General features: G+C 60.0%; 28 protein-coding genes. 11 read left to right on the plus strand and 17 right to left on the minus strand.

Features of this window, described 5'->3' with window-relative positions:
- Nucleotides 1-131: 131 nt before the first annotated feature.
- Nucleotides 132-1,034: an ABC transporter substrate-binding protein gene (locus tag BN1117_RS07595; protein ID WP_082032569.1), complete on the minus strand. Its 903-nt coding sequence runs from the start codon at nucleotides 1,032-1,034 to the stop codon at nucleotides 132-134.
- Nucleotides 1,035-1,154: 120 nt separating this feature from the next.
- Nucleotides 1,155-2,210: a porin gene (locus tag BN1117_RS07600; RefSeq protein WP_040096219.1), complete on the minus strand. Its 1,056-nt coding sequence runs from the start codon at nucleotides 2,208-2,210 to the stop codon at nucleotides 1,155-1,157.
- A gap of 219 nt (nucleotides 2,211-2,429) precedes the next feature.
- Here BN1117_RS07600 and glpX point away from each other — a divergent pair, with 219 nt between their 5' ends.
- Complete coding sequence (gene glpX / locus BN1117_RS07605; RefSeq protein WP_040096220.1) at nucleotides 2,430-3,440, plus strand: class II fructose-bisphosphatase; 1,011 nt, start codon at nucleotides 2,430-2,432, stop codon at nucleotides 3,438-3,440.
- A 134-nt stretch (nucleotides 3,441-3,574) separates the two neighbouring features.
- The gene (locus BN1117_RS07610; protein WP_040096222.1) at nucleotides 3,575-3,826 is read left to right on the plus strand and encodes a YkgJ family cysteine cluster protein; all 252 of its coding nucleotides are present in this window, start codon (nucleotides 3,575-3,577) and stop codon (nucleotides 3,824-3,826) included.
- Nucleotides 3,827-3,896: 70 nt separating this feature from the next.
- Here the strand turns inward: BN1117_RS07610 and BN1117_RS07615 are convergent, their stop codons facing one another.
- Genes BN1117_RS07615 through hemC form a run of 4 tightly spaced genes read right to left on the minus strand, consistent with a single transcriptional unit; the run spans nucleotide 3,897 to nucleotide 7,777 of the window.
- On the minus strand, nucleotides 3,897-5,060 hold the full coding sequence (locus BN1117_RS07615) for a heme biosynthesis HemY N-terminal domain-containing protein (protein ID WP_040096223.1): 1,164 nt from the start codon (nucleotides 5,058-5,060) through the stop codon (nucleotides 3,897-3,899).
- Nucleotides 5,061-5,070: 10 nt separating this feature from the next.
- On the minus strand, nucleotides 5,071-6,120 hold the full coding sequence (locus BN1117_RS07620; protein ID WP_040096225.1) for a uroporphyrinogen-III C-methyltransferase: 1,050 nt from the start codon (nucleotides 6,118-6,120) through the stop codon (nucleotides 5,071-5,073).
- A complete protein-coding gene (locus BN1117_RS07625; protein WP_040096226.1) occupies nucleotides 6,117-6,851 on the minus strand; it encodes a uroporphyrinogen-III synthase in 735 nt (244 codons plus the stop codon). The genes BN1117_RS07620 and BN1117_RS07625 overlap by 4 nt, the downstream gene beginning before the upstream one ends.
- Nucleotides 6,848-7,777 (minus strand): hydroxymethylbilane synthase, encoded by a 930-nt coding sequence (gene hemC / locus BN1117_RS07630; RefSeq protein ID WP_156129924.1) that lies wholly within the window; start codon nucleotides 7,775-7,777, stop codon nucleotides 6,848-6,850. The genes BN1117_RS07625 and hemC overlap by 4 nt, the downstream gene beginning before the upstream one ends.
- A 323-nt stretch (nucleotides 7,778-8,100) precedes the next feature.
- Between hemC and BN1117_RS07635 the strand changes: the two genes are divergently transcribed.
- On the plus strand, nucleotides 8,101-10,632 hold the full coding sequence (locus BN1117_RS07635) for a class I adenylate cyclase (protein ID WP_040096230.1): 2,532 nt from the start codon (nucleotides 8,101-8,103) through the stop codon (nucleotides 10,630-10,632).
- A gap of 121 nt (nucleotides 10,633-10,753) precedes the next feature.
- On the opposite strand, the gene BN1117_RS07640 is transcribed toward BN1117_RS07635, so the two are convergent.
- The gene (locus BN1117_RS07640) at nucleotides 10,754-11,407 is read right to left on the minus strand and encodes an alpha/beta hydrolase (protein ID WP_040096231.1); all 654 of its coding nucleotides are present in this window, start codon (nucleotides 11,405-11,407) and stop codon (nucleotides 10,754-10,756) included.
- Complete coding sequence (gene cyaY, locus BN1117_RS07645) at nucleotides 11,404-11,718, minus strand: iron donor protein CyaY (RefSeq protein WP_040068798.1); 315 nt, start codon at nucleotides 11,716-11,718, stop codon at nucleotides 11,404-11,406. The genes BN1117_RS07640 and cyaY overlap by 4 nt, the downstream gene beginning before the upstream one ends.
- A gap of 73 nt (nucleotides 11,719-11,791) precedes the next feature.
- Between cyaY and lptM the strand changes: the two genes are divergently transcribed.
- From lptM to BN1117_RS07670, 6 genes are all read left to right on the plus strand, one after another.
- Nucleotides 11,792-11,968, plus strand: coding sequence for an LPS translocon maturation chaperone LptM (lptM, locus tag BN1117_RS18955; protein WP_082032563.1), 177 nt, complete (start codon nucleotides 11,792-11,794; stop codon nucleotides 11,966-11,968).
- 43 nt (nucleotides 11,969-12,011) lie between these two features.
- On the plus strand, nucleotides 12,012-13,262 hold the full coding sequence (gene lysA, locus BN1117_RS07650) for a diaminopimelate decarboxylase (protein ID WP_040096233.1): 1,251 nt from the start codon (nucleotides 12,012-12,014) through the stop codon (nucleotides 13,260-13,262).
- A 49-nt stretch (nucleotides 13,263-13,311) separates the two neighbouring features.
- Nucleotides 13,312-14,142 carry a diaminopimelate epimerase gene (gene dapF, locus BN1117_RS07655; protein WP_040096235.1) on the plus strand — a complete coding sequence of 277 codons (831 nt, stop codon included), beginning with the start codon at nucleotides 13,312-13,314 and terminating at the stop codon, nucleotides 14,140-14,142.
- Between the two features lie 89 nt (nucleotides 14,143-14,231).
- Entirely contained in the window at nucleotides 14,232-14,912 is a 681-nt protein-coding gene (locus tag BN1117_RS07660; protein WP_040096237.1) for a DUF484 family protein, read from the plus strand.
- Entirely contained in the window at nucleotides 14,905-15,870 is a 966-nt protein-coding gene (gene xerC / locus BN1117_RS07665; RefSeq protein WP_040096239.1) for a tyrosine recombinase XerC, read from the plus strand. Before BN1117_RS07660 ends, xerC begins: the two co-directional genes overlap by 8 nt.
- 32 nt (nucleotides 15,871-15,902) lie before the next feature.
- A complete protein-coding gene (locus BN1117_RS07670) occupies nucleotides 15,903-16,613 on the plus strand; it encodes an HAD-IA family hydrolase (RefSeq protein ID WP_040096241.1) in 711 nt (236 codons plus the stop codon).
- Between the two features lie 76 nt (nucleotides 16,614-16,689).
- Here BN1117_RS07670 and BN1117_RS07675 read toward each other — a convergent pair whose 3' ends face one another.
- Together BN1117_RS07675 and BN1117_RS07680 are read right to left on the minus strand one after the other, a co-directional pair.
- On the minus strand, nucleotides 16,690-17,088 hold the full coding sequence (locus BN1117_RS07675; RefSeq protein WP_040096243.1) for an STY0301 family protein: 399 nt from the start codon (nucleotides 17,086-17,088) through the stop codon (nucleotides 16,690-16,692).
- A gap of 45 nt (nucleotides 17,089-17,133) precedes the next feature.
- A complete protein-coding gene (locus tag BN1117_RS07680) occupies nucleotides 17,134-18,660 on the minus strand; it encodes a mechanosensitive ion channel family protein (RefSeq protein ID WP_040096245.1) in 1,527 nt (508 codons plus the stop codon).
- 145 nt (nucleotides 18,661-18,805) lie between these two features.
- Here BN1117_RS07680 and BN1117_RS07685 point away from each other — a divergent pair, with 145 nt between their 5' ends.
- Complete coding sequence (locus BN1117_RS07685; protein ID WP_040096247.1) at nucleotides 18,806-19,189, plus strand: hypothetical protein; 384 nt, start codon at nucleotides 18,806-18,808, stop codon at nucleotides 19,187-19,189.
- A gap of 3 nt (nucleotides 19,190-19,192) precedes the next feature.
- Here BN1117_RS07685 and BN1117_RS07690 read toward each other — a convergent pair whose 3' ends face one another.
- Nucleotides 19,193-19,969, minus strand: a complete 777-nt coding sequence (locus BN1117_RS07690) for a gamma-glutamyl-gamma-aminobutyrate hydrolase family protein (RefSeq protein WP_040096249.1) — start codon at nucleotides 19,967-19,969, stop codon at nucleotides 19,193-19,195.
- A gap of 384 nt (nucleotides 19,970-20,353) precedes the next feature.
- Nucleotides 20,354-20,878, minus strand: coding sequence for a ribosome biogenesis factor YjgA (gene yjgA, locus BN1117_RS07695; protein ID WP_082032564.1), 525 nt, complete (start codon nucleotides 20,876-20,878; stop codon nucleotides 20,354-20,356).
- Nucleotides 20,879-20,991: 113 nt separating this feature from the next.
- On the opposite strand from yjgA, the gene pmbA reads away from it, so the two are divergent.
- A complete protein-coding gene (pmbA, locus tag BN1117_RS07700; protein WP_040096252.1) occupies nucleotides 20,992-22,335 on the plus strand; it encodes a metalloprotease PmbA in 1,344 nt (447 codons plus the stop codon).
- 86 nt (nucleotides 22,336-22,421) lie between these two features.
- Here pmbA and murA read toward each other — a convergent pair whose 3' ends face one another.
- Genes murA through mlaD form a run of 5 tightly spaced genes read right to left on the minus strand, consistent with a single transcriptional unit; the run spans nucleotide 22,422 to nucleotide 25,357 of the window.
- Entirely contained in the window at nucleotides 22,422-23,678 is a 1,257-nt protein-coding gene (murA, locus tag BN1117_RS07705) for a UDP-N-acetylglucosamine 1-carboxyvinyltransferase (protein WP_040096253.1), read from the minus strand.
- Between the two features lie 20 nt (nucleotides 23,679-23,698).
- Nucleotides 23,699-23,956: a BolA family iron metabolism protein IbaG gene (ibaG, locus tag BN1117_RS07710; protein ID WP_033115468.1), complete on the minus strand. Its 258-nt coding sequence runs from the start codon at nucleotides 23,954-23,956 to the stop codon at nucleotides 23,699-23,701.
- The gene (locus tag BN1117_RS07715; RefSeq protein ID WP_040096255.1) at nucleotides 23,956-24,228 is read right to left on the minus strand and encodes an STAS domain-containing protein; all 273 of its coding nucleotides are present in this window, start codon (nucleotides 24,226-24,228) and stop codon (nucleotides 23,956-23,958) included. The genes ibaG and BN1117_RS07715 overlap by 1 nt, the downstream gene beginning before the upstream one ends.
- The gene (mlaC, locus tag BN1117_RS07720; RefSeq protein ID WP_040096256.1) at nucleotides 24,225-24,857 is read right to left on the minus strand and encodes a phospholipid-binding protein MlaC; all 633 of its coding nucleotides are present in this window, start codon (nucleotides 24,855-24,857) and stop codon (nucleotides 24,225-24,227) included. Before mlaC ends, BN1117_RS07715 begins: the two co-directional genes overlap by 4 nt.
- A gap of 2 nt (nucleotides 24,858-24,859) precedes the next feature.
- Entirely contained in the window at nucleotides 24,860-25,357 is a 498-nt protein-coding gene (gene mlaD, locus BN1117_RS07725; protein WP_040096258.1) for an outer membrane lipid asymmetry maintenance protein MlaD, read from the minus strand.
- Nucleotides 25,358-25,362 lie beyond the last annotated feature (5 nt).

The following is a 25,362-nucleotide window of genomic DNA, read 5'->3' on the forward strand; positions in this document are numbered from 1 at the left end:
ATTTTATATGTCGTGAACTGACGCGCCACAATCATTCTTCACTATTTTTTACTGGCAAGAAGAGCTGGCGTTTATTATGGCATGATGGTTGAGCGGTCAGCCTTGGTGGGGATGATTCATCCGGAGGGGCGTTATCTCCTGATGTCGACATCGGGTTGTTCAAACGAGTTCATTATCAACCTTGGGTTGGCATCTGTTTGCAGCGGAATATCCTGCAGCTGTGCGCCTTGCTGATGGCGATGGATGATCCCTGCAGCCATCTTGCCGAGTGACTCGTAGCTGCTGATGGTGCCAACGGTGCAGCCGTGTTCTACAAACAGCTCGGCGCTGCAGATGGTGGGGATAGATGCCGCGTTGAGTGCATTCAGCAGGCGAGGGGCGATGGAGAGTAGATAGCTGTCAGTTGCCAGGAAGACGATGTCGTTTTTGGCATCTTGTTGCAGCCGTTTCAGTTCGTTGTCCAGTCGCCGTGGATCTGGAGCAATCCGCCACGTGGCGACTCGCCACTGGTAATGTTTGGCTTCGTTGAGCAAGATATCGGCGATGAGCAGGGTATTTTGTTCCCGCGGATTGAAAGGTAGCAACAGCCGCTTGTCGGTCGAGAGATATCTGCTGGCGTTGGCCAGCTGCAGCGTCATCGGCACCATGTTGCTCACCCCTGCGACCATGCGGTTCTGAGACTTGTCCTCAGAGAGAAAACCCGCACCTACAGGATCTGAAACTGCGTTGAATATCAGAGGTTTGCGATTGGCTATCAGACTCTTGGCCATGGCGGTGGCGGTGGTGCCAAAGGTGTAGATATAGTCGTATTCATCCAGCTTAGGCAGCATCTGCTGGCGCAACAGGGTGGCCAGTGTGTTGCGATCCTGATCGGCGTTATAGGTGGTGATGGTGGCCTGATAGCCAAGGCGGGTCAGCTCAGCCCGAAAGCTCTCTTCGGCTGCGGTTTCGCCGCGCCATAACACCATAGCGATAGAGAGGGCGTGAGCGGGAAGAGCCAGCAGCAACAGCATAACGAAAAGCAGCCTGACCATGATCATCTCTCCGGTGATTCACCTACTGTTGAGCCTAGGCCAGTTTATGATTTTCTGAGTGACTGCGATGAAAAAGCGCGATGGCAAGCCATCGCGCTTTGGGGATCCGCAAAAACTCGATTAGAAGTCGTAGCGGGCAGCCAGCTGGAAGTCATCTTTCACATCAAAGCGACCGCTTTCTTTGCTATCAAGATTGTTGATGCGGTACTCGCCAATCACCCGCAGGTTCTTGTTAAATTTGTACTGGGCACCCAGAGTGTAGTAATCAACAGCATCGGTTTTCTTGCCGCCAGTGACTTCCTGCTCTTGCTTGTTCCACAGAGCCATCAGGCCGAAGCCGTTCTCGAAGTTGTAGCCCAGCGCGGCTTCCCAACCGGTGTGATCGGTGCCGGTTTTGACAAAGTCTGCGCCATCAGCGTAGGTCAGTGCTGCATACAGAGCCTTGTTATCGTATTTGGCGGAGATCAGCCACAGTTTGGCATCCTTGGCGTCTTTATCCTGACGCTGGCCGACGTTGTAGGCGGTACCCAGCGACAGATTGAACGGGAAGGTATAGGAAAGCGCAGCACCATAGGCTGGGTCGCTGTTCTTGTTACCCTTGTCTTCTACTTTACCACCGTCGAACTTGTAGCTGGTGTCGAACTGGAAGCCATTGAACAGGCCGGAATACTTCAGTACGGAGCCAGCGCGGTTAGTGGCAAACGAGTCAGTGCCTGCCCCGGTGGCATCAGCGCCATAACCATCGGACAGTGCCACATCAGTCCAGTCAACCAGAGTTCCCATGGCCCCTTTTTGGCGTCCGAAAGTGATATTGCCCCAATCGGCGCCAACACCAGCAAAAGCCAGGCGGGTACGCAGGTTGTCTGCATTGCCATCTTTACCCAAGGTCCTTTCGCTGTCGTTGATGTACATCTGCACTTCGTACTGGGCCAGTGCCTTCAGACCGCTCTGGATTTGGGTTTCAGCCTTGGCGCCGAAACGGACAAACTGGTTTGCCCCCTGTTTGTTGCTGTATTCCTTGGTAGCATTGGTGTCGTCTTTCTTGTCACCGAAGAAGTGACCCGCGTAGACGCGGCCATAGAGATCGACCAGGGAGCTATCGTTTTTATACACTTCAACGGCTTGAGCCTGGAAGGCGGCAGTCAGAGCCAGAGCCACTACAGTCAGCTTTTTCATCTTAATCCCTTGTGTTGCAAGCTTGTTTGTCCAAGACGGGGTCATCCTAGGTCGCAGGGATGACAGCGGGGTGACAGTTGGATGAACAGTCGATTGCAGTTAGGTTGCATTTGGATGAATCGGCGGCATTTATCGGCCCAATGACACCTTTTATGCGCAAAGGTTTGCCCTTGTGGTAGAATGCCGCCCGTTTTTCGAGCTCCATAGGTTGGATATGCGATGAGACGTGAACTGGCAATCGAGTTTTCCCGAGTGACGGAAGCGGCTGCTCTGGCTGGCTACAAGTGGCTCGGACGTGGTGACAAGAATATCGCTGATGGGGCGGCTGTTGCGGCCATGCGCCATATCCTCAATCAGATCCATATTGATGGTGAGATTGTGATCGGCGAGGGTGAAATTGACGAAGCCCCCATGCTCTACATTGGCGAGAAGGTGGGAACCGGCGAGGGCGACTCGGTGGATATCGCGGTCGACCCCATCGAGGGTACCCGCATGACCGCCATGGGGCAGGCCAATGCGCTAGCAGTGCTGGCTGTCGGTGACAAGGGCTCCTTCCTGAAAGCGCCTGACATGTACATGGAGAAGCTGATCGTCGGGCCCAAGGCTAAAGGTGCCATCGACCTGTCTCAGGCTCTCGAGCTGAACCTCAAGTCCGTTGCCAAGGCGCTGGGTAAGCCGCTCTCCCGCCTGACCGTCATCACCCTGGCCAAGCCGCGTCATGACAAGGCGATCAAGGAGATGCAGGGGTTGGGTGTGCGGGTGTTCGCCATTCCTGATGGTGACGTTGCCGCCTCCATCCTCACCTGTCTGCCGGACAGCGAAGTCGACATGCTCTACGGCATCGGCGGTGCACCGGAAGGGGTTATTTCGGCTGCGGTGATCCGTGCGCTGGATGGTGACATGCAGGCCCGTCTGGTTCCGCGTCATCGGGTCAAGGGCGATAGCCCGGAAGTGCGTGCGCTGGGTGAACAGGAGATTGCCCGCTGCGAAGCGCTGGGTATCGACGTGAATAAGGTGCTCAAACTGGAAGACATGGCGAAGAATGACAACGTCATCTTCTCCGCCACCGGCATCACCAAGGGTGATCTGCTGGATGGCATCACCAGCGATGGCGTGATGGCGACCACCGAGACTCTGTTGATCCGTGGTAAATCCCGTACCATCCGTCGTATCAAGTCGATCCATTACCTTGAGCGCAAAGACAGCGTGGTACGCGATATCATCCTGTGATGATGGCTCGCTGAACCGGCTGTGTTGTCTGAAGCCCGATCGCCCGTACGGTCGGGCTTTTTGTTGTGCGCCAGCTACGTTTGTGCCGCCGCTTCGGCTATGGTGGCTCAGACCGTCCCAAAGGAGTGGAGTCTATGGAGTGTCGTAGCGGCTGCGCTGCCTGTTGCATCGCCCCCAGTATCAGCAGTGCCATTCCCGGTATGCCAGATGGCAAACCGGCTGGCGTCCCCTGTATCCAGCTCGATAGCGCTCTTGGCTGCAAGATCTTCGGTCAACCGGAGCGGCCGGCGGTGTGCGGCGGTTTTCGCCCTATGCCGGATGTATGTGGCAGCCACCGCGCCGAGGCCATCTGGCTGATCGGCGAACTGGAGCGGCTCACCACCTGACGAAGGCAGGGCGAAGAGATAAAAAAAGAGGCCGCATCATGCGGCCTCTCGCGTTTCTGTTCACCGGGGATCAGACCCCTGCCAGTTCCAGTGCTTGACGATAATACTCGTTGGCCTTGTTGGTGAGGCGGCGTTTGTCCATCACCTGACCGAGGGCGTGGTAGGCGGCGGCGCTTGGTTCCCGCACCACCTCCTGCTCCAGCAGCTTCTGGGCATCGTCCAGCTGACCGGCCAGCAGATAGAGCTGGGCCAGTGCGGCATCCACTTCCGGTTGGCCCTGCTGTTTTTGCAGCAGCGCCAGCAGCGGTTGGTAACTGTCGAGTTTCAGCTTGGGCAGGCGAGTTAGCAGTTGGGGCATCGGCTGTTTGCGCAGCGCTTCCTGCCACAGGGTGGCCGCTTCGCTGTCGGCGCCCAGCTGGCGCAGCAGATCGCCGTAGCAGGCCAGCAGTTCCGGCTCAAGGCGCAGCTTGCGCGGCAGATCCTGCCACACCGCTTTGAGGGTTTCGAGGCTGCCGGCAGCCTGTTGCAGCCGACCACCCCAGGCCTGTTGCAGCAGATCCTCTTCCTGTTTCGGAGTCAACTTGCCTACCTTATGCAGCGCCGGGATCAGGTCGCACAGGGCGCTCCACTCCTGACGGGCCAGATGTACCTGACGCAGCTGATCCAGCACCATGGGGTGGCGCGGGTTGAGGGCGTAAACCGACTCCAGCATCGCCAGCGCGGTATCGTACTGGCCCTGCTCGATCTGCAACTGGGTCTGGGTCAGGGTGAGCGCCAGCTCTGCCTTGGGGTTCTCCTCCTGCGCTTTTTGCAGGTATTGATCCCGGCGGGCATCGTCCCCACGGGCCTGTGCCGCCTTGGCGGCGCTCAGGTAGTTGAGCAGCGGGGTGTCGCTGTTGCTGGCCCCCTTGATCATCAGCTTTTCTGCCTGACTGTAGTGCCCTTCGGCCATCGCCAGGGTGGCGGCAACAGTCTGTTGATTGGCTTTGCGGCGGCGGCGCGAGCCGAACCAGCCGAGAGTTTTGCGGCGCAGGCCGAATACCCGGCCCAGCAGCCACTCGATGATCAGCAGGGCGCCGTAGAACAGCACTGCCAGGATCACCGCGCTGGTGACGGAGGATTCAATGGTGTAATTGCCAAGGGCAATCAGCACATAGCCCTTGTTGCCGGAGGCCTGTGGGCCAAAGATGAGGCCCGCCACCATCACGGCTACCAGAATGATTATACGGATCATGGTGCCCTCCTCAGCTACTTGCCAGAATGCGTTGCAGGCGTTCGGTCAGCACCTGCTCCAGCATGGCCTGGGTCTTGAACTGGGCTGGATAGTCGATCTGGATCTGCTCACCCTTGAGCTTGTCGAGCTCGCCCTGCATGTAGCGGGTAGCGCTGTTGTCGGTATCGAAATACTGGGTCAGCCAGCGCTGAGCCTTGTCCAGACTGTCTTCGTAGAGCGCCTGCTGCTCGCGATAGACGGAGAGCTGGGCCTGCAACAGCTTGGTCTTGAGGTTTTCCCGCAGGAAGATCTCCTGCTGCGGCGAGAGCAGCGCCTCTACCGCGCCATCGCGGCGACGGATGGTAATGAAGTTCTCGGTGAACTTGACCCAGTTCTTCTTCAGGTTGCTCTCCCACTCGTCTGGATTGGCGCTGACCGCCTGATCCTGCTCGGCCTTGGCTTCCGGCATGCTGACGGTGGAGAGGGGCAGCAGCTCGATCTGGTTGGACAGGGCAGCCAGCTTGAGAGTCAGCCCCTCACGGTCGATGCGCGGCATCCCCTTGAGCTGGGCGATATCCTCGGCCAGCCCCTTGCGGATCGGCATCAGGCTGGGGTCGTTGAGGGCGGCGATCCGTTCATCGGCGTTGCCGAGCAAGGTGATAGCGGAGACCAGGTCATGCTCCAACCACAGCTTGCGGCCCGCCATCCGAACCAGATACTCGGATTCGGCCAGCATCCAGTCGTTAGGGCGCTTGTCGTTGAGATCCAGCACCCGGTTTTGCAGTCCCTGCATCTCCCCTTGCAGCCGCTGCTGGGCTTGATCCAGCGCGGCCAGCTGTTCGGCGTCCTTGCTGCTGGTCTGGTCGAGCTTGCTCATGGCGCTCGCCAACTGCTGCTTGAGCTGGGCCAGTTCGGCTTGCTGGGCAACGGCATTCTTGTGGCCGTGCAGATAGAGACCGCCGGTCAGACCAAGGGCCAGCAGGATGGCGACCCCGCCCAGTACGGTACCGGAGCGGCTCTTGCTGCCATTGACCGCAGCGGTCGGCTGGGGTTTGAGCTGGGATTCTTGTTGTTCTGTCATTCCATCTTCCTCAGTTCCAGTGCGGCCGTCAGGGCCTGGTTGGATGCACCTTGGGCAATCGTGATATGGATAAAGCCCGCAGCGCTGGCCATCTCGGCCACGCGCGGGCTGGGGACCACCAGCAGGCGGTCAAAAAGCCAGGGCCGCTGGTGGTCGGGAACCAGCTCCAGCAGCCGTTGCAGCAGTTCACCACTGGTAATGAGCAGGCTGTCCAGCCCCGCTGCCTGCCAGTGGCGGGTTAATCTGTCCCCGTCAAACTCGGGGTAGTGGCGCTCATAGGCCGCACAATAGTGCACCAGAGCACCGCGTGAGGCCAGCGTGCTGGCGATGAGATCCCGCCCGCCATTGCCGCGCAGGATCAGTACCCGTTTGCCTGCTACCTGCTGCAGGGCGGGCAGGGCCAGCAGCCCTTCGCTGCGCGGGTCATCCGGGCAGATCGCCGCGATGCCGATGGCGGCAAACGCATCTGCGCTGGCCTGACCCACCGCAAAGTACTCAATATGTGGCCAGGTCTGACCAGTTTGCAACAGAAAATCGTGTGCAAAATGAACGGCATGGATGCTGACGGCGATAACCGCGTCGGCACTGCGCAATAGGTCGGGCAGGAGAGGGAGTTCGCTGCCCGCCACGGTTTCCAGCAGCGGGCAGCAGAGTGGCGCATGGCCGTGCTGGCGCAGCAACTGCACCAGCTCGGCGGCCTGAGTGGCCGGGCGCACCACCAGCGGGGTCATGCGCGGTAGACCTCGGCCAGGATCTCGTCGGCACCGGCAGCCAGCAGGCGCTGGGCCAGTTGCTCGCCGAGGGTCTCTCCATCGGCCAGCGGGCCGCGGATCTCGTCGCGGATTACTTGGGTGCCGTCCGGGCTCCCCACCAGACCGCGCAGCCAGATCTGCTCGCCTTCGACCAGAGCGTAGGCACCGATAGGCACCTGACATCCCCCTTGCAGGGCACGGTTCATGGCGCGTTCGGTCAGCACCCGGGCGCGGGTCTCGGCGTGCTCCAGCGGTGCCAGCAGGGCGTGCAACTCAACATCGTCGAGGCGGCATTCGATACCGACGGCGCCCTGGCCGTTGGCGGGCAGGCTCTGCTCCGGCTCGATAAAGGCGGTGATGCGCTGTGTCATCTCCAGTCGTTTCAGACCGGCGGCGGCGAGGATGATGGCGTCGTACTCACCGGCATCCAGCTTGGCGAGGCGAGTGTTGACGTTGCCACGCAGGTCGCGGATCACCAGGTCGGGGCGGGCGGCGCGCAGCTGGCACTGGCGGCGCAGGCTGGAGGTGCCGACCACTGCCCCTTGCGGTAGTTCGGCAATGGCCTTGAAACGGTTGGAAACGAAGGCATCGCGGGGATCTTCCCGTTCGCAGATGGTGTGCAGGCCGAGCCCCTCGGGAAACTCCACCGGCACATCTTTCATGGAGTGAACGGCGATATCGGCCCGCCCTTCCAGCATGGCGGTCTCCAGCTCCTTGACGAACAACCCCTTGCCGCCGACCTTGGCCAGCGGGGTATCGAGGATCTTGTCACCCTGAGTGCTCATGGGCACCAGTTCGACCACCAGCTGCGGGTGCAGGGCTTCGAGCCGGTCTTTGACAAAGTTGGCCTGCCACAGGGCCAGCGGGCTCTTGCGAGTGGCAATTTTCAGGGTTCGGGCTGCCATATCAATCAGTTGTTTCATTTTTAGAAGGAAATCGATATTACCACCCTTTGCCCGGGCTTTCATGGCGGAGCCGGCAAAAGCGGGGCCAAGCTCAAAAATGCATGCTGAAAATGATTTTCATTAAGTAAGTGGCATTGATTAATTCATTGAATATATTGGAATTTAATAATTTCCCCTGATACTTGGTGTGGTCATACCAGAAATAATCTGACGTTTAGCTGAAGGCTTGTTTACCACCGCTGTTTGCATTGTTAACATGATCACACTTTTTTGACGTATCCCACTTTTGGTGCGTCATTTTTAGCTTGGTGATAGGCAGGGCATTGCAGGAACACATCGATACGCTGGTTGCGCGTTATGACGACATTACCCGTCTCAAGACGCAACGGGCGTTAGGCCTCATGAGTCGCTATGGGCAGCAGGTATTCCAACTGCTGCCTGTCATGCTGCACTTCAATCACCCCCTGCTGCCCGGTTATGTCTCCGGTGATGTCCCTCATGGCATCTGGAGCTTCAGCGCCACTGCCGAGCAGCAAGCCTTTATTGATGACCTCTGCCGCAACGCCAACTGCCAGAGCGGTCTTGCCCCCCATGATCGGGCCATTCAGGGGCTCTACTCCATGGGCAGCACCTCCTCCATCGGTCAATGCTGTCACTCCGATCTCGATATCTGGGTCTGCCACGTGGCTGGTTTGTCGCAGGAGCGGCTCGATCTGCTGGAGCTGAAGTGCCAGCAACTCTCCAAGTGGGCCGAACAGCGCGGGGTCGATCTCAACTTCTTCCTGATCCCGGAAGACAAATTCCGCCAGACCAATGATGCCCAGATGCAGGGAGAGAGCTGCGGCAGTGCCCAGCACTTGCTGCTGCTCGACGAGTTCTACCGCAGCGCCATGCATATCGCGGGTAAACGCTTGGTCTGGTATCTGGTGCCCACCGAGGGTGATCAACGTTACGACGATTATGTGAACGAGCTGTTCGAGAGCGGCACGCTCAAGCAGGATGACTGGCTCGATCTGGGCAGTTTCGACCGTATTCCGGCCGAAGAGTATTTCGGCTCTGCCCTGTGGCAGCTCTACAAGGGGATTGACTCCCCCTACAAGGCGGTACTCAAGTCGGTGCTGATGGAAGCCTACTCCCACGAGTACCCCAACACTCGCCTGCTGTCGATGATTGGTCGCGACTGGTTCCAGCACAACGAAGGGATGCACTACCGGCTCGACAACTACTGTCTGATGCTGGACAAGGTAACCAACTACCTCAAGTCCATCGGCGACATGGCGCGGCTCGATCTGGTGCGCCGCTGCTTCTACCTCAAGGTGTGTGACGGCCTCAGCCATCCCAAGGATGATCACTCCCCCGAGTGGCGTCGCGAACAGATGAACCAGCTGGTCTCCTACTGGGGCTGGAGTCAGGGCAAACTCTATCAACTCGATCACCGCCACGAGTGGAAGATCGAAGAGGTGAAGATCGCCCACGCCGAGCTGCTGGAAGCCCTGATGCAGAGCTACCGCAACCTGATCCAGTTTGCCCGTCGTAACAACATCAGCGAGTCGATCAACCCGGAAGATATCGGCATTCTGTCGCGCAAACTCTATGCCGCGTTCGAGAGCCTGCCGGGCAAGGTACAGCGTATCAACCTCAAGATCGCGCCAGATCTGAGCGAGCCGGATCTCAGCTTCGTACAGGTACCCCACGGCCGCCTCAACCGCGCCGGCTGGTATCTCTACAAGCATTCGCTGGAGCCGGTGGACATCATTGGCCGTGCCCCGCTCGAGTTCAACGGCTACATCAGCAAGCTGGTTTCGTGGGCCTATTTCAATGATCTGCTCACCCCCCAATCGCGGGTGCACCTGTTCAATCAGGGATCAGATCTGCACATCGACAATCTGCACCAATTTTGTCGCGATCTCTCCGGCTGTTTCCCCGAGAAGTACCCGCTGGCCACCAACCTGGCCCTCAGTCGGCCGTGCGAGATCCGTCAGCTCTCCATCTTCCTCAATCTGGAGATGGATCCGACCAGTCACTGGGTCGGTCAGGTGATCGAATTTGACGCCAACACAGTGGATATCTTCTCGTTTGGTCGCAATCAGGAGTGTCTGGTAGGGTCGGTGGATCTGGTCTATCGCAACTCCTGGAGCGAGATCCGTACCCTCCACTTCCAGGGGGACGAGGCGGTGGTCGATGCCCTCACCACCATCCTTGGCAAGATGCATCAGGATGCTGCCGCCCCCGAGATGATCGAGGTGTTTTGCTACAGCCAGCACTTCCGCTCTCTGGTGCGCTCCCGCTTCCAGACGCTGGTAGCGGAGTGTATCGACCTGCGTCTGGCCCGTGACAAGCCGCAGCTGGTCAAGACCATGGCGTTAGGCCGCGAGAAGTACGGCATCTTCTTCGAACGGCGTGGGGTGTCGGTGAAGAAGCTGGAAAACGCCATCGATTTTTACCGCCATATCTCCCACAACAAGCTGGATCACCTGCCGCTGCGGCTCGACAAGACCCACAGCCAGCATCTGCCGAGCATCGTCGATGCCTACGCCAGCGAAGGGTTGGTGCAGTTCTTCTTCGATACCCGGGATGCGGGCACCAACATCTATATCCTCGATGAGGCGAACCGGGTGGAGATCTACCAGCACTTTGCCGGCAACAAGGATGAGCTGGTGGCGGGGGTCAACCGCTTCTACACCTCCAATCACGAGCGGTTCAGCGATGATGGCCAGTTTATCAACTTCAACCTGCCCCAGTACTACGAGATAGTGCAAGTGAATGGGGAGCTGGATGTTATCCCTTACCGTAGTCAGGGGATTCCGCGGGAGTGCGGTGGTTCCGGGCGTGAACTCGGTTCTGCTGCGGGGTAGTGCAGGGGGCGGCACGGCTGGTGCGCAAACATGCCGTGCTTGCTCCCTTGTTGCAGAGGATCATCGCGCATATCAAATAGAACGGCCTGCAGATGCAGGCCGTTTGCTTTACCGGAGAGGCTCAGGCGCCGAGGCGGGCCAGCAGCCAGCTACGAATGTCGCCGAGCTGCGGGCGGCAGATCTCGTGACGCATCGGGTACTCGTGCCACTCGGGGGCGAGTCCGGCGGTTTGCAGCCGGTTCTTGGCATCCCAACCGAGCGACAGGCTAACCACATCGTCGTAGATGCCGTGCATATAGCAGATGGGCAGAGCACGAGCGGATTCGCTCATTTCGCCGAGCAATTTGTCGGGCGCGGCCAGATAGGTGGACATGCAGAGCAGGCCCGCCAGCGTTGCCTGATAGCGCAGCGCGGTGAAGGAGGCAATTACCCCGCCCTGAGAGAAACCTGCCAGCACGATGCGCTCGGGGGCAAACCCGTCGGCCACCAGCTGATCGAGCAATGCGGCAATCTGGTCGGCCGATTCCCGGACATGGGACTCCACGGCCCGCTCGTCGGGATCCTCGAAGCTCCTGATGTCGTACCAGCCGCGCATCTTGTAGCCCATATTGATGGTGATGGGGCGCTCCGGCGCATCCGGCAGCAGGTGACGCACCGGTAGCTCGGCGGGCAGGTCCAGCGCCTCCACCAGCGGGGCGAGACCGGCGCCGGAATCCCCCAGCCCATGCAGCCAGATCACCGCGTGACGGGCGCCCTGCGGGTGCAGGTCGATCATGGGAACACCACCTCTTCGCCCGCCTGGGCGCTGCAGGATTGGCTCAACAGCGCCTTGAGCTCGTGGCCGAAGCGGTTGTCGATCCAGGTGTCACCCTGTAGCTCGAAGTGGAAGCCGTTCTCGCGGGTGGCGACCCAAATCTGGTGCAGTGGCTCCTGCTTGTTGATGATGACTTTGGTCTTGTTCTCGAAAGAGAGGGTCAATACGCCGCCGCTGCGTTCGCAGTCGATATCCGGATACCCCTCGTCGAGCGTGTCTTCCACATATTGGAAAAAGGCGTCGGTCAGGGCGTGATACTCGTGATCCTTCATCGGTTTATCCTGTTGCTTTTAACAATGTGAGTGCGATTATAGAGGGCCAAAAATTTTTTCGCAGCGAACCATTATGATCACTCAGTTCACCAAGTGTCTGCTTGCTACTCTTCTCTCTCTCGGATTGGCCGCCTGCGGTCTGAAGGGGCCGCTCTATATGCCGCCACCCGAGCAGTCCCAGAGCCAGAGTACACCGCAAGCGGCATCGCCTGCGACCCCTGCGACCACCACCGAGGCCGCGCCGCACTGATACCATACTCATGCCGCCCCCGTTTTAGGAAGGAACCGCCCATTTGGATCACTTTAACTACGATGCCGACGGTCAGCTGCTGGCCGAGCAAACCTCACTGCAACAGCTTGCCGAACAGTACGGTACCCCGCTTTACGTCTACTCCCGGGCGACCCTCGAGCGCCACTGGCACGCCTTCGACAAGGCCGCTGGCGATATTCCCCATTTGATCTGCTATGCGGTCAAGGCCAACTCGAACCTGGCGCTGCTCAACCTGCTGGCCCGACTGGGCTCGGGGTTTGACATCGTCTCAGGTGGCGAGTTGTCGCGGGTACTGGCGGCGGGTGGCGATCCGGCCAAAGTGGTCTTCTCCGGGGTTGCCAAGAGCGAAGCCGAGATGCGCCTCGCGCTGGACAAAGAGATCCTCTGTTTCAATCTGGAGTCTGAGGCCGAGCTGGAGCGCCTCAATCGGGTGGCGGGCAGCATGGGCAAGAAAGCCCGAGTCTCGGTGCGGGTCAATCCGGATATCGATGCAGGCACCCACCCTTATATTTCCACTGGCCTCAAGCAGAACAAGTTTGGCATCCCCATCGAGCAGGCCCCAGCCATCTATCGCAAGGCTGCAGCGATGGCGCATATCGAGATCGTCGGGGTGGATTGTCATATCGGCTCGCAACTCACTGAATTGAATCCCTTTATGGAAGCGGCTGACAAGCTGCTGCGGCTGATCGACACGCTGGCGGCGGAAGGGATTCATATCCACCATCTGGATGTTGGGGGCGGCCTTGGGGTCAACTATGGTGCCGAGCAACCACCGCACCCGACCGAGTATGCCGAAGCGCTCAAGCAGAAGCTGGCGGGGCGGGATCTGACCCTGCTGTTCGAGCCGGGCCGCGCCATCGTTGCCAATGCCGGCGTGTTGCTGACCCGGGTCGAGTATCTGAAACCGGGTGAGACCCGCAACTTCGCGCTGATCGATGCCGGTATGAACGACATGCTGCGTCCCTCGCTCTACGGTGCCTGGATGAACATCATCGAGGTGGACAGTCATGCCGGCCATCCCCCGGCGCTCTATGACGTGGTGGGGCCGGTGTGCGAGACTGGCGACTTCCTCGGCAAGGAGCGCACTCTGGCTATCGCCGAGGGTTCCCTGCTGGCGGTGCGCTCAGCCGGTGCCTACGGCTTTACCATGTCATCCAACTACAACACCCGTCCCCGTGCCGCCGAGGTGCTGGTGGATGGTACGCAATCGTTCCTCATCAGAGAGCGCGAGCAGTTGGCCGATCTCTGGCGCGGTGAGCACCTGCTGCCTTAAGCTGCCTTTCAAAGAGCCTTGAGCGCGCGCCCAAATACAGGAACGCACGATGTTGATAGATTTTTCCAAGATGCACGGGCTGGGTAATGACTTCATGGTGGTGGACGGTGTCACCCAGAAGGTCTTTTTCAGCAACGACGTCATCAAGAAGCTGGCGGATCGCCACTTCGGGATCGGTTTTGACCAGCTGTTGCTGGTGGAGCCCCCCTATGACCCCGAGCTTGATTTTCACTACCGTATCTTCAATGCCGATGGCAGCGAGGTGGAGCAGTGCGGCAACGGCGCCCGCTGTTTTGCCCGTTTCGTGCGTCTCAAGGGCTTGATAAACCGGGATCGCATCGCGGTCAGCACCGCCCGGGGCCGTATCGTATTGCAGCTGGAGGGGGAGAATCAGGTCACGGTCAATATGGGGGTGCCCCAGTTTGAGCCGGGCAAGATCCCGTTTCGAGCCCAGAAGGCGGAAAAAACCTATCTGCTACGGGCGCAGGAGCATACCGTGATGTGCGGCGCCGTCTCCATGGGCAACCCCCACTGCGTCATCGAGGTGTCGTCGGTGGCCGATGCGCCAGTGGCGACGCTGGGGCCTATCATGGAACGTCACGAGCGCTTCCCCGAGCGGGTCAACGTCGGCTTCATGGAGATGGTCAACGCCACCGAGATCAAGCTGCGGGTATTCGAACGCGGGGTGGGGGAGACCCTTGCCTGCGGTACCGGTGCCTGTGCGGCGGCGGTGATTGGCATGAGCCAGGGCAAGCTCAAGGAGCGGGTCACCGTCAGCCTGCCGGGTGGCAAGCTGACCATCGCCTGGAAAGGGCCGGGTCAGCCTGTCTATATGACGGGCCCCGCCGAGCATGTGTTTGACGGCCAGATAGAGGTTTAGCCGATAAAGGTTCAGGTACGGGGGGTTGGCCCCCTTTGCCCATGATGTCGGGGCTGCGAGCCCCATTTCTTTGATGGATCAACCAATTTATGAGCGAACTCAAACGGCAGGAGCAACTGGTGGACGAAGCCGGTGTGCTGGAGTACCTGGCCCGTTCCCCCGAGTTTTTCCAGCGCCATGGTGCCGTGCTGGACCGGATCCGCATTCCCCATGAACGCAAAGGGTCGGTCTCGCTGGTAGAGCGCCAGCTGGAGCGTCAGCGCGAGCGGATCGAACAGCTGGAGCAGGAGATCACCGAACTGATGGGGATCGCCAGTGAGAACGAGCGGATCTTTCGGGTCTATGCAGATCTCTATGGCGAGCTCTATGGCTGCCAGACCCTGTTCGAGGTGAGCGCCGTGATGGGCAAGGCTTTTGTCCAGCGGCTGCGCCTGACCGGGCTGCGGCTCTGGCTCAATCCCAAGAAGTTTGCCCTGAGCGGGCCCGAGGCGCGCTTTATGGCCGAGGGCAGGCAGCTGGAATCCCTGTTGGGACAGCGTCTGCCGGGGCAGGATTACTACTTTGGCCGTTTAAGCCAGAGTGAGAAACAGGCGCTGTTTGGCCACGATGTACTGGTCAACTCGGTGGCCCTGATGCGGCTCGGTGATCTTGGTGTGCTGGCCTTCGCCAGCTCGGATCCCGGCCATTTCACCCCCCACAATGACACCCTGCTGCTGGGCCAACTGGGACGCCTGCTGCAACTGCGTCTGCCCGAGCTGACTCATGGCTAGGGCGTCCACCAAGGCTCCCCTCGTCGCGCCGCCACTGCCCGCAGCACTGGCGGACGAGCTGGCGGCCTTTATCGAATACCTGAGGGTCGAGCGCCAGCTCAGCCCTCACACTCGCAATAACTATCAAGCCCACCTGGAAGCGATGACCGCCGAGCTGGTGACGCAGGGGCTCAATGACTGGGGCCGGCTCGAGGCGAGCCAGGTGCGCACTCTGGTGACCCGGATGCACAAGGGGGGGCTGGCGCCGCGCTCGCTGGCCACCAAGGTCTCTGCCCTGCGCAGCTTTTGTGACTGGCAGGTGCGGCAGGGTCGGCTGACCGCCAATCCGGCCCGCGGCATCGTCACCCCCAAACAGGGGCGACCGCTGCCAAAAAACCTCGATGTGGACGAGATGCACCAGCTGCTCAACATCACCGACGAGCAGGATCCGCTGGCGGTGCGGGATCGCGCCATCATGGAGCTGATGTACTCTTCAGGGCTGCGTCTGGCCGAGCTGGTGGGGATCAATCTGGTGGATCTGAAGCTCAACGACCGCCAGCTCAAGGTGACTGGCAAGGGCTCGCGGGAGCGGGTGCTGCCCATCGGCCGGATGGCGGTCGAGTGGCTGCAGAAGTGGCTCAAGGTGCGCCCGCTGCTGGCCGGGGACGAGAGCGAGGCGCTGTTTGTCTCCAGCCGCAAGCAGCGGCTGTCGGCCCGCTCGGTGCAGGCCCGCCTCGATGGCTGGGGCAACAAGCAGGCGCTCAACGCCCATGTCCATCCCCACAAGCTGCGCCACAGCTTCGCCACCCATATGCTGGAGTCCTCCGGCGATCTGCGGGCGGTGCAGGAGTTGCTGGGGCATGCCGATCTCTCCACCACCCAGATCTATACCCACCTCGACTTCCAGCATCTGGCCAAGGTTTACGACAGCGCTCACCCAAGGGCCAAGCGTGACCCGGATGCGCAGGACGATGAATAACGGGCCCTGAGCCCCCGTGCAGAGGAGAGTCCATGCACTTCTATCGCCGCTGGCAGCCGGTTGCTGCCATCTCGTTTGACCTCGATGACACCCTCTATGACAACGGCCCCGCCATCGTGCGGGCCGAGCAGTGGATGCTGAGCCATCTGCGCAGTGAATATCTGGCCACCGCCATGCTCGACCAGCCGCGCTGGCTGGAGCTCAAACGCAGCGTGCTGAACGGTGCCCCCGAGCTGCGCCACGATGTCAGTCTGGCGCGCCAGCAGACCATCCGCGCTGCCATGGTCGAGGGGGGGATGGCCGACCAGCAGGCCAGTCGCGCGGCGGAGCAGGTCTTTGCTGCGTTTTTGGCAGAGCGCTCGAAGATCGAGGTGAGCGAGTCCACTCATCAGCTGCTGGCCAGATTGGCCGAACGCTATCCGCTGGTGGTGATCACCAACGGCAATCTGGATCTGGCGCAGGCCGGGCTGGATCGCTACTTCACGCTGGTCTGCAAGGCGGGGGCGGGCGCCAGAATGAAACCGGCGCCAGATATGTTCGAGCATACTTGCAGCGCCCTCAAGCTGTCAGCTGAGCGGATCCTCCATGTGGGGGATCATCCCGAGACCGATGTGCTGGGTGCCCGCTTGCACGGCTTTCGTACCGCCTGGCTCAACGAACGGCAGCAACCGTGGCAACAGCTGCAACTGTTGCCGGATGTGGAGTTGAGGGCATTGGAGGAGCTGGCCGAGCTGCTGCTCTGATGGCGCTGGCGGGTAGCCAGGCTCAAGCGGCAATGGTTATCGGTAGATGGCTGTCACCGGGGACCATCCAGGCTCACTATTTGCGACAAACCAGCCCGAGCAGGGTGTAGCGGTCGCGCTGGTTGACGCGGCAGTAACTGATGCCGACGGGCAGCGCCTGCTGCAGGGTGATGGCACTGTTGCGATAGTGGCAAACCAGATAGAGGGGGCGCAGGCTGCCATCGAGCTGGCTCCAGTAGTGGGTTTCGTCGCTGTCGCCATTATCCGGTTTGAGTTGGGCCAGCTCGGCAGGATCTCCGTCGAACAGGGCCAGATTGTCGAGCCGGTGGCTGAGGGTTTCGTCCGGTTTGCCATCGTCGTTGCGGGTCACGGCCTGCCAGCCCTGCTGCGGGGTCAGCAGCTGCTGGCGAGTCTCGATGGTGGCTGGACAATCAAATTGCAGGCTGGCGGCCAGGGCCAGGGTGGTCAGTAACATGGCTGCTGTTCTCTCTTCAGATTTTCAATACCGGGCCATGCTACGTTATCTTCCGCCGAACAGCTGCATCAGTTTATCAAGCAGGTCACGTTGTTGTGGTGGTTGTTTCATGGCTTCCGCCTCCCGTTCCAGCAGGGCTCGCTGCTCCTGCTGGCGGTCGCTCAATACCCGGTAGAGGGGCTCGACCAGCGACTCGCGCTGCATCACCAACTCCTGAAACATTGCCTGATTGATGCGATAGGTTTCGACGGTGGCCACCGCTCGTACCGTGAAGGAACTGGGCTCACCGGTGAGCAGGCTCAACTCGCCAAAGAAGTCCCCGGCGTCGAGTGTGCCTAGCTTCAGCTCTTTCCCCTCCAGATTGACCAGCATCTCGGCCTCCCCTTTGACCATTACGAACAGCCAGTCTGAGACCTCCCCCTGTTCCAGCATGATGTCGCCGCTGACGAAGGGGGCGAATTTTACCTGATCGGCTAGCTGGATCAGCTCGTGCTCCTGCAACATGGCAAACAGCGGCAGCTTGCGCAGGGTGGCGGTACGTTCAACGGTATGGCGCTTGTGGCGGGCGTCCAGATGCTGCTTCTCCTTGGCCATAAAAACATTGAAGATCGGTGGGGTGAGGCGGCGATCGCTCCGGCGCAGAGCCGCATCAACCAGACTGCGCACCATGGAGTCGGTTGGGTCATCTCGAGCCAGGTCGGTTAGCCAGTAGCGCACCGCATAACGGGCGATGCCCCCTTCGACATTCATCAGCAGGCAGTCCGGTTGCGGATGCTTGGCAACGCAGGGGAGCTTGGTCTCCCGCAGGGATTTCTCAATCAGCGCGATAATCTGGGTGGGTAGGGTATCCAGGGTCAGATCGAACCAGACCCAGCGGCGCCACTGCAGCGGTTCGCCTCGACGGCGGCCAAGCACGGTGAAGCGCTGTTTGAGCAGGTGGCTGTTGGGGATGACGACGGTCTCCCAGTTACGGGTCTCGATGGTGGTGGCTCGCCAGTTGATCTCTACCACCCGGCCCTGGGTGGTGTCGACCTGCAGCCAGTCACCGATGGCGATGGAGTTGTCGAGCTGGATTGAGACCCCGGCCAGCAGATTGCCCAGAGTATCCTGCATGGCGAACGCTATGATGGCGGTGATCACCGCCGAGGTAGTCACTATCTCGCCGAGCGCCATGCCAGAGGCGTAGAGACGAAACAGGCACCAGCCGATATAGCCGATAGTGATCACGATATCGGCGATGATCCGCGGGATCCTTATCTGGCAGAGAGGCAGCAGAAACTCAAACAGCAGGATCCCCCAGATCTTCACCAGGATTAGCCCGGCCAGCAGGGTGGAGAGTTCGACCAGCAGGTGATGAGGTAGTGGCAGCCGGAACCAGCCCCCCTCTAGTTGGATTAACAGGATCGCCACCATGCTAATCATTACGAAGCTCAGTTCGGAGAGCAGTTCACGCCGTTGTCCCGGGCGGCGCCAGAAGTGGATCAGCATCAACAAGAGGGTTAGCAGGGTCCAGAACGGGTGCTCGCGGATCCAGATCAGGGTGGGTAGCGCAGTGAGGTTGTCGCTGAACATGGCGGCCCCTTGTGGTGGTTCTAGTTCCAGCATAGCTGCTTCGGCGTGGGGAAATGATGCGTTGGAACGCCATTTTATTTATCCTGTCCAGCACTGGGAAAAGGAGTGAGATGTAGTGAAATTATCAAAGAGAATCATCTGTTTGATGACCTTGTTGCCATTGGCTGGCTGCGATCTGCTGGTCGACAAGTACCGGGTCGAATTTCGTGATGGCTCCTGGCGCGAAATTGCCATTACCCCATTCTCGGACGAGGCCCGCTGGCGCGAGGGGTGTGCCACCGGCGAGGTGCTCAGTGATATGTTGCTACCCATCAAGCGCGGCGAGAAGGTCAATGGCAGGGTGCAGTTACTGATTGGCGGCGAGCAGTTTGAGTTGGATGGCAAGCACCTCTATCGCAGCAACGGCATGGTGTTTGGCCAGTCCCCCGAGCATATTCAGCGCGGGCTCAAGGGGATGGATGTCTGTCGTACCCTGCGCCCCGAGCGGGGCGGACTGCCCAAGCTCAAGGCGCGCGGATTTGGTGATTAAGGGTTAGCTGCTGCTGTTGTGCCGATGTCGGCAGGCATCGCCAAAGGCTTGAAAGATCTTGATGGAGTGGGGGTTTTCACTGGCTTTCCACTCTGGATGCCACTGCACAGCCAGCAGGAAAGGGGAGAGAGACGGGGCATGGATGGCCTCGACCAGTCCATCTTCGGCGTGGGCCAGCGGTTCAAGCCCCTCTCCCAATCGGTTGATGCCCTGGCCATGCAGGGAGTTGACCAGAATCTGTTCTTCCCCCATCAGCTCGGCAAACCAGCTGCCCGGCAGCAGTTCAATCTGATGGCTTGGCCCATACTGATCATCAACCGGATCATCGGCATCCTCCCGGTGGTCATCGTAACCCGGCTCGTTATAGACCTTCTGATGGATGTCTCCCCCCAGCGCCACGTTGATCTCCTGCATGCCGCGGCAGATCCCGAGGATCGGTAAACCACGGGCGAGCGCTCCCTTGATGAGGGGCAGATCGAACAGGTCGCGATCCCTGTCCTGCTGTTTCTCCGGGGTGAGGTTCTCCTGACCGTAGAGGGCCGGATCGATGTTGGAACCGGCACCGCTCAGATAGACCCCATCGGCCAGATCCAGATACTGCTCCAGGTCAGCGGTCCCGCAGCAGGTGGGCACCATTAGTGGGATGCAGCCGCTGATCTCCACCAGCGGCATGATGTATTTGTGGGTCATCACCTGATAGGCGTGGCCGTTGCGAGGCTGGGCCCCCATGGTCATCAGCACGACAGGTTTACGGGTGGCGGGAGGCTGGGGATGTGGCATAGGGCACCTTGATTATCCTTGGCGTTGAAGTCTCATCCTGCGCCTTGGGCAGGCCCTTGCAAACTGGCAGGGCAAGGGCATGCCTCAAGGCATGGTCATGGGATCCCGCGTCGGGCCGGGTGACAGAATCGTTGGTCAGCCTGGGCAGCGACGGCATGGATCCTCTCTTCAGTCTGCCAAGGCCGTTCAATATGTCAAACAAAATGATGCCGAATTGTTAACGGAATGGTTGTGGGCAGCTCTGGATCGGCGATTTACCTGGGTGGGACGATAGGTAGGCATGGTCTGGGCGTCAGGGTGGTGGATATATTAAACGCACCGGGGGAATGGGGGCAATGTCACCAATAGCAACACGCCTCCGCAAAGGGAGGCGTGTTTCGGGGATCACAACAGGTCTTCGATCTCGCCGCGCAGATACTGGTACATCTCGCGGTAGGCGACCGGCGGCTTGTTCAGCTCCCGCTCCTTGTTGGCAGAGCGGATCAGCTGGCGCAGCTTCTGGCGATCCAGTTCGTGGAACTGGGACATCAGCTCGTTGAGGGCGCTGTCACCTTCGGTGATCAGCCGCTCGCGCCACTGCTCCAGCCGATGCAGGCGTGCATTCACGGTGGAGTGACGGTTCTTGATGATGGAGAGCGCTTCGGCAATCGGCTCGATATCGCGGCTGCGCATCAGGCGGCCGATGAACTGCAGATGGCGACGGAAGGACTCATCCTTCTTCGGCTTGAGTTTGCGACCCAGCTCGACCGCTTCTGCAAGCTCTTCATCCAACGGGATTTTTTCCAGCTCGCTGTGGCTGAGGGAGACGATCTCTTCCCCCATTTTCTGCAATGCTTCGGCATCGCGCTTGAGCTGGCTCTTGCTGGGGCCCCACTCTTCGAACTCGTTGTCGTCTTGATATTGACTCATCGGTCTCTTGATTCCTGTCATTCACGTTTGGCGGATATGTTACCAGCTTCTCCCGCTGGACGCAGGGGTCTGATATGCTTACCCCCTTTCCTTCCTTCATATAGATGTGAGTTATGGATCAGCAAGACCAAATCCGCCAGGATCAAGCCCATCTCGAGGCCGTGGTTGCCGAAGCCCTGGAGATAGCCAAAGGACTGGGGGCCGGGCTTGCCGAAGTCTCCATCAGCAAGCAGACCGGGTTGTCGGTGAACACCCGGGGTTGTGAACTGGAAAGCATTGAATTCAATAAGGATGGCGCCCTCGGCATCGCCGTCTATCGCGATGGTTGCAAGGGATCCTCCTCGACCACCGATCTGAGCAAGCCTGCTATTCGTGCCGCCGTTGAAGCGGCCATCGAGATTGCCCGCCACACCTCGGCGGATGATTGCGCCGGTCTGGCGGACGCCGAGCTGCTGGCCTGGGATGCCCCCGATCTGCAACTGTGTCACCAAATCGAGCTGGATCCCCAGCGCGGGATCGAGCTGGCCATCGAGTGTGAACGCTTGGCGCTGGGCCGCGATGCCCGTATCAAGCACTCCGACGGCGCCGGTTTCTCCAGCCATCTTGGCATCAAGGTCTATGGCAACAGCCATGGCTTCGTCAAAGGCTATGCCGCGTCGCGCAACTCCCTGAGCTGTGTGTTGATCGGCGAGCAGGATGGCGAGATGCAACGGGATTACGGCTACTCCTCCAGCCGCACCCTCGGCGGGCTCTGGAGCCCGCAGCGCATTGCCGATGAGGCAGTGGAGCGGACCGTCTCCCGCCTAGGCGCCCGCAAGATCTCTACCCGCCATGCCCCTGTGCTGTTCCACCCGGACACTGCCTCTGGCCTGTGGGGCCATCTGGTGATGGCCATCAGCGGCGGCAACCTCTATCGCAAGTCGAGCTTCTTGCTCGACAAATTGGGCAAGCAGATCCTGCCAGAGTGGCTGACCATTCAGGAGTTCCCCCACCTGTTGGGCGGGCTCGCCAGTACCCCGTTCGATGGTGAAGGGGTGCGTACCCGCGACATGGATATCATCCGTAACGGCGAGCTGATGAGCTGGCTGCTCACCTCCTACTCCGCGCGCAAGCTGGGGCTGACTACCACGGGCCACGCCGGTGGCATCCACAACTGGCAGGTTTCCAATACCGGCCAGGATTTTCAGGGGATGCTGAAAGAGATGGGCACCGGTTTGCTGGTGACCGAGTTGATGGGGCAGGGGGTCAACATCGTCAATGGTGACTACTCCCGCGGCGCCGCCGGTTTCTGGGTCGAGAATGGCGAAATAGCCTATCCGGTCGAGGAGATCACCATCGCCGGCAATCTGGCCGAGATGTTCAGCCATATCGTGGCAGTGGGTTGTGACGAGGATGAGCGCTCCAGCCTCAAGACCGGCTCGGTGCTGGTGGAGAATATGAAGCTGGCGGGTCACTGATCCCGGGTTCAACAGAACCGAAGCCATGAAAAAGGCCCCCTCGCCAACGCGAGGGGGCCTTTTTATCGGCCAGCAATCAGGGGTTATCAGCCCTTGATGCGCTCGATGCGGCCACCCAGACCCTGCAGCTTCTGTTCGATGTCTTCGTAGCCACGGTCGATGTGGTAGATACGGTCGACGATGGTGGAGCCTTCAGCCACGAAGCCGGCCAGCACCAGACTGGCGGAGGCGCGCAGATCGGTCGCCATCACCTGGGCACCCTTGAGCTGCTCGGTGTCACGGCAGATGGCTACGTTGCCCTGCAGTTCGATGTCTGCCCCCATCCGTACCAGCTCGGGAACGTGCATGAAGCGGTTCTCGAAGATGGTCTCGGTGACCATGCCGGTGCCTTTGGCAACGGCGTTCAGCACGGTGAACTGTGCCTGCATGTCGGTCGGGAAGGCCGGGTAGGGGGCAGTCTTGATGTTGACCGGCTTGAGGGGGCGGCCAGTCATGTCGAGGGTGATCCAGTCTTCACCCTTCTCAATCAGGGCGCCAGCCTCTTCCAGCTTGACCAGCACCGCTTCCAGCAGAGTCGGGTCGGTCTTGCGGCAGGTGATCTTGCCGCCGGTGACCGCTGCGCCCACCAGGAAGGTACCGGTTTCGATGCGGTCAGGCTGCACGCTGTAGTTGCCGCCGTGCAGACGCTCGACACCGTCGATGGTCAGGGTGTCGGTACCCGCCCCCTGGATCTTGGCGCCCAGGGTATTGAGGAAGTTGGCCAGATCGACCACTTCCGGCTCGCGCGCGGCGTTTTCGATCACGGTGCGGCCATCAGCCAGGGTGGCGGCCATCATCAGGTTTTCGGTACCGGTCACGGAGACCATATCCATCAGGATGTGGGCGCCTTTCAGGCGGCCATCGACACGGGCCTTGATGTAACCATCTTCGATGGTGATCTTGGCACCCATCAGCTCCAGGCCGTGGACGTGCAGGTTGACCGGGCGGGCACCGATGGCGCAGCCGCCGGGCAGAGAGACGTCAGCCGCACCGAAACGGGCAGCCAGCGGGCCCAGCGCCAGAATGGAGGCGCGCATGGTTTTCACCAGCTCGTAGGGGGCTACGTGGTTATTCACTGCACCGGTCAGCACGGTGACGTTACCGTTGACCTTGGTGGTGGCGCCCAGCATCTCCAGCAGCTTGATGGTGGTGCCCACATCTTTCAGGCGTGGCACGTTGGAGAGGTGTACCTCTTCATCACAGAGCAGGGTCGCGAACAGGATCGGCAGCGCGGCGTTTTTGGCGCCGGAGATGGTCACTTCGCCGTTGAGAGTACAACGACCATCGATTTTGAATTTGTCCATTTTTCTACTTGGTTACCAAATCAGGAGGGCATTAGGAATTTACGTTCGCGTTTCCACTCGGCGTCGGTGAACGCCTTGATGGAGAGGGCGTGAATGGCGTTGCTGGCGATCTTGTCCATCAACGGGGCATAGATGGCCTGCTGCTTCTTGACCCGGCTCATGCCGTCAAACATGTCACCGACGGCGATCACTTGGTAGTGACTACCGTCCCCTTTGACATGGACTTCAGACAATGGCAGAGCCTCAAGGAGTATCGCTTCAATTTCAGAGACTTGCATTATGCGTCCTCAGTTGTGAGCGGGGTTGAGTGAAACAAATCGGCCACACCGTAGAGGTTGGCCAGGGTATAGAAGTCGCTGGAGGCGCCCACCAGTTGCGGTGTGGCGCCTCGCGCTAATACGGCTTTGGCCCATTTGACCAGCAGGGCCAGTCCGGCAGAGTCGAGGGTGGTGACGTCGCCAAGTTCGAGGCGTTCGTGCTGCCACCATTCGGTGCGGCGTTGCCACAGGTCATTGACCTGTGGCGCCTGCAGCTCACCGCAGAGGGTCATGATTTTAGCACCAGCGGCTTGGCGTTGTGCTCGCGCAGCTGGGCGATCACTGCATCGATGCCATTCTGGCGGATCAAACCGCCGAGCTCGCTCTGTTTGGCGGAGAGCAGGCTGATCCCCTCTGCCACCATATCAAAGGCTTTCCACTCACCGGTCTTGTTGTTCTTGCGTAGCTTGAATTCGAGGGAGATGTCCGGCTTGCCGGCCTCTTTCACGCTGACGTTGACGGCAGTGATGTTGCCGCTGGGGGCTTTGCCCGGCTCGACCTTGACGGTCTGCTTGTCAAAATGGGCCAGCGCATCGGCATATGAGCTCACCATGTACTCGGTGAACACCTCGACAAAGGCGTCACGCTGGGCAGGGGTAGTCTGCTTGATCTGGTTGCCAAGTACCTTGTAGGCGGCGAAGCGGTTGTCCACATAGGGCAACAGCTCTTCGCGGATGATCACCCGCAGGTGATCCGGATTGCTCTTCACTTGGGCCTGATCGGCCTTCAGGCGGGCAAAGGTCTGCTTGGCAGCCTGATCCACCAGCGCGTTGGGGTCGGTGGCATCGACTGCGGCCTGGGCAGACAGGGAAAAGAGCATGCTGGTCATCAGACCCAGCAGCAGGGCGATTTTCTTGAACATGATTACTCCTTCTTGCTGTCTGATTTGCTGTCGGGGGATTGGCTGTAGAGGAACTTGCCAATCAGGTCTTCCAGCACGATGGCAGATTTGGTGTCTTCAATCAGGTCGCCATCCTTGAGCATCTCGGTGCCCATCTCCTCATCGCTGAAGCCGGGGGCCAGACCGATGTACTGCTCGCCGAGCAGACCGGAGGTGAGGATGGAGAGGGAACTGGTATCGGCGAACTCACCCGCGCTCTTTTGCATCATCAGGGTCACTTCGGGCACCTGGGTTTTCGGGTCCAGTACGATGTCGCTGACCCGACCGACCACCACGCCGCCGACCTTGACCGGTGAACGGACTTTCAGGCCGCCGATATTATCGAAATGCGCGCGCAGGGTATAGGTTTCTCCTTCCGGTTTGAAGCTCAAACCGGCCACTTGCAGGGCCAGTGCCAGAATGGCACCGATGCCAGCCAGCATGAAGGTGCCGACCAGGAATTCTACTTTGCTGAACTTCATCTTTA

It is taken from the genome of Aeromonas australiensis (genome assembly GCF_000819725.1).
GTDB classification, from domain to species: Bacteria; Pseudomonadota; Gammaproteobacteria; order Enterobacterales; family Aeromonadaceae; genus Aeromonas; species Aeromonas australiensis.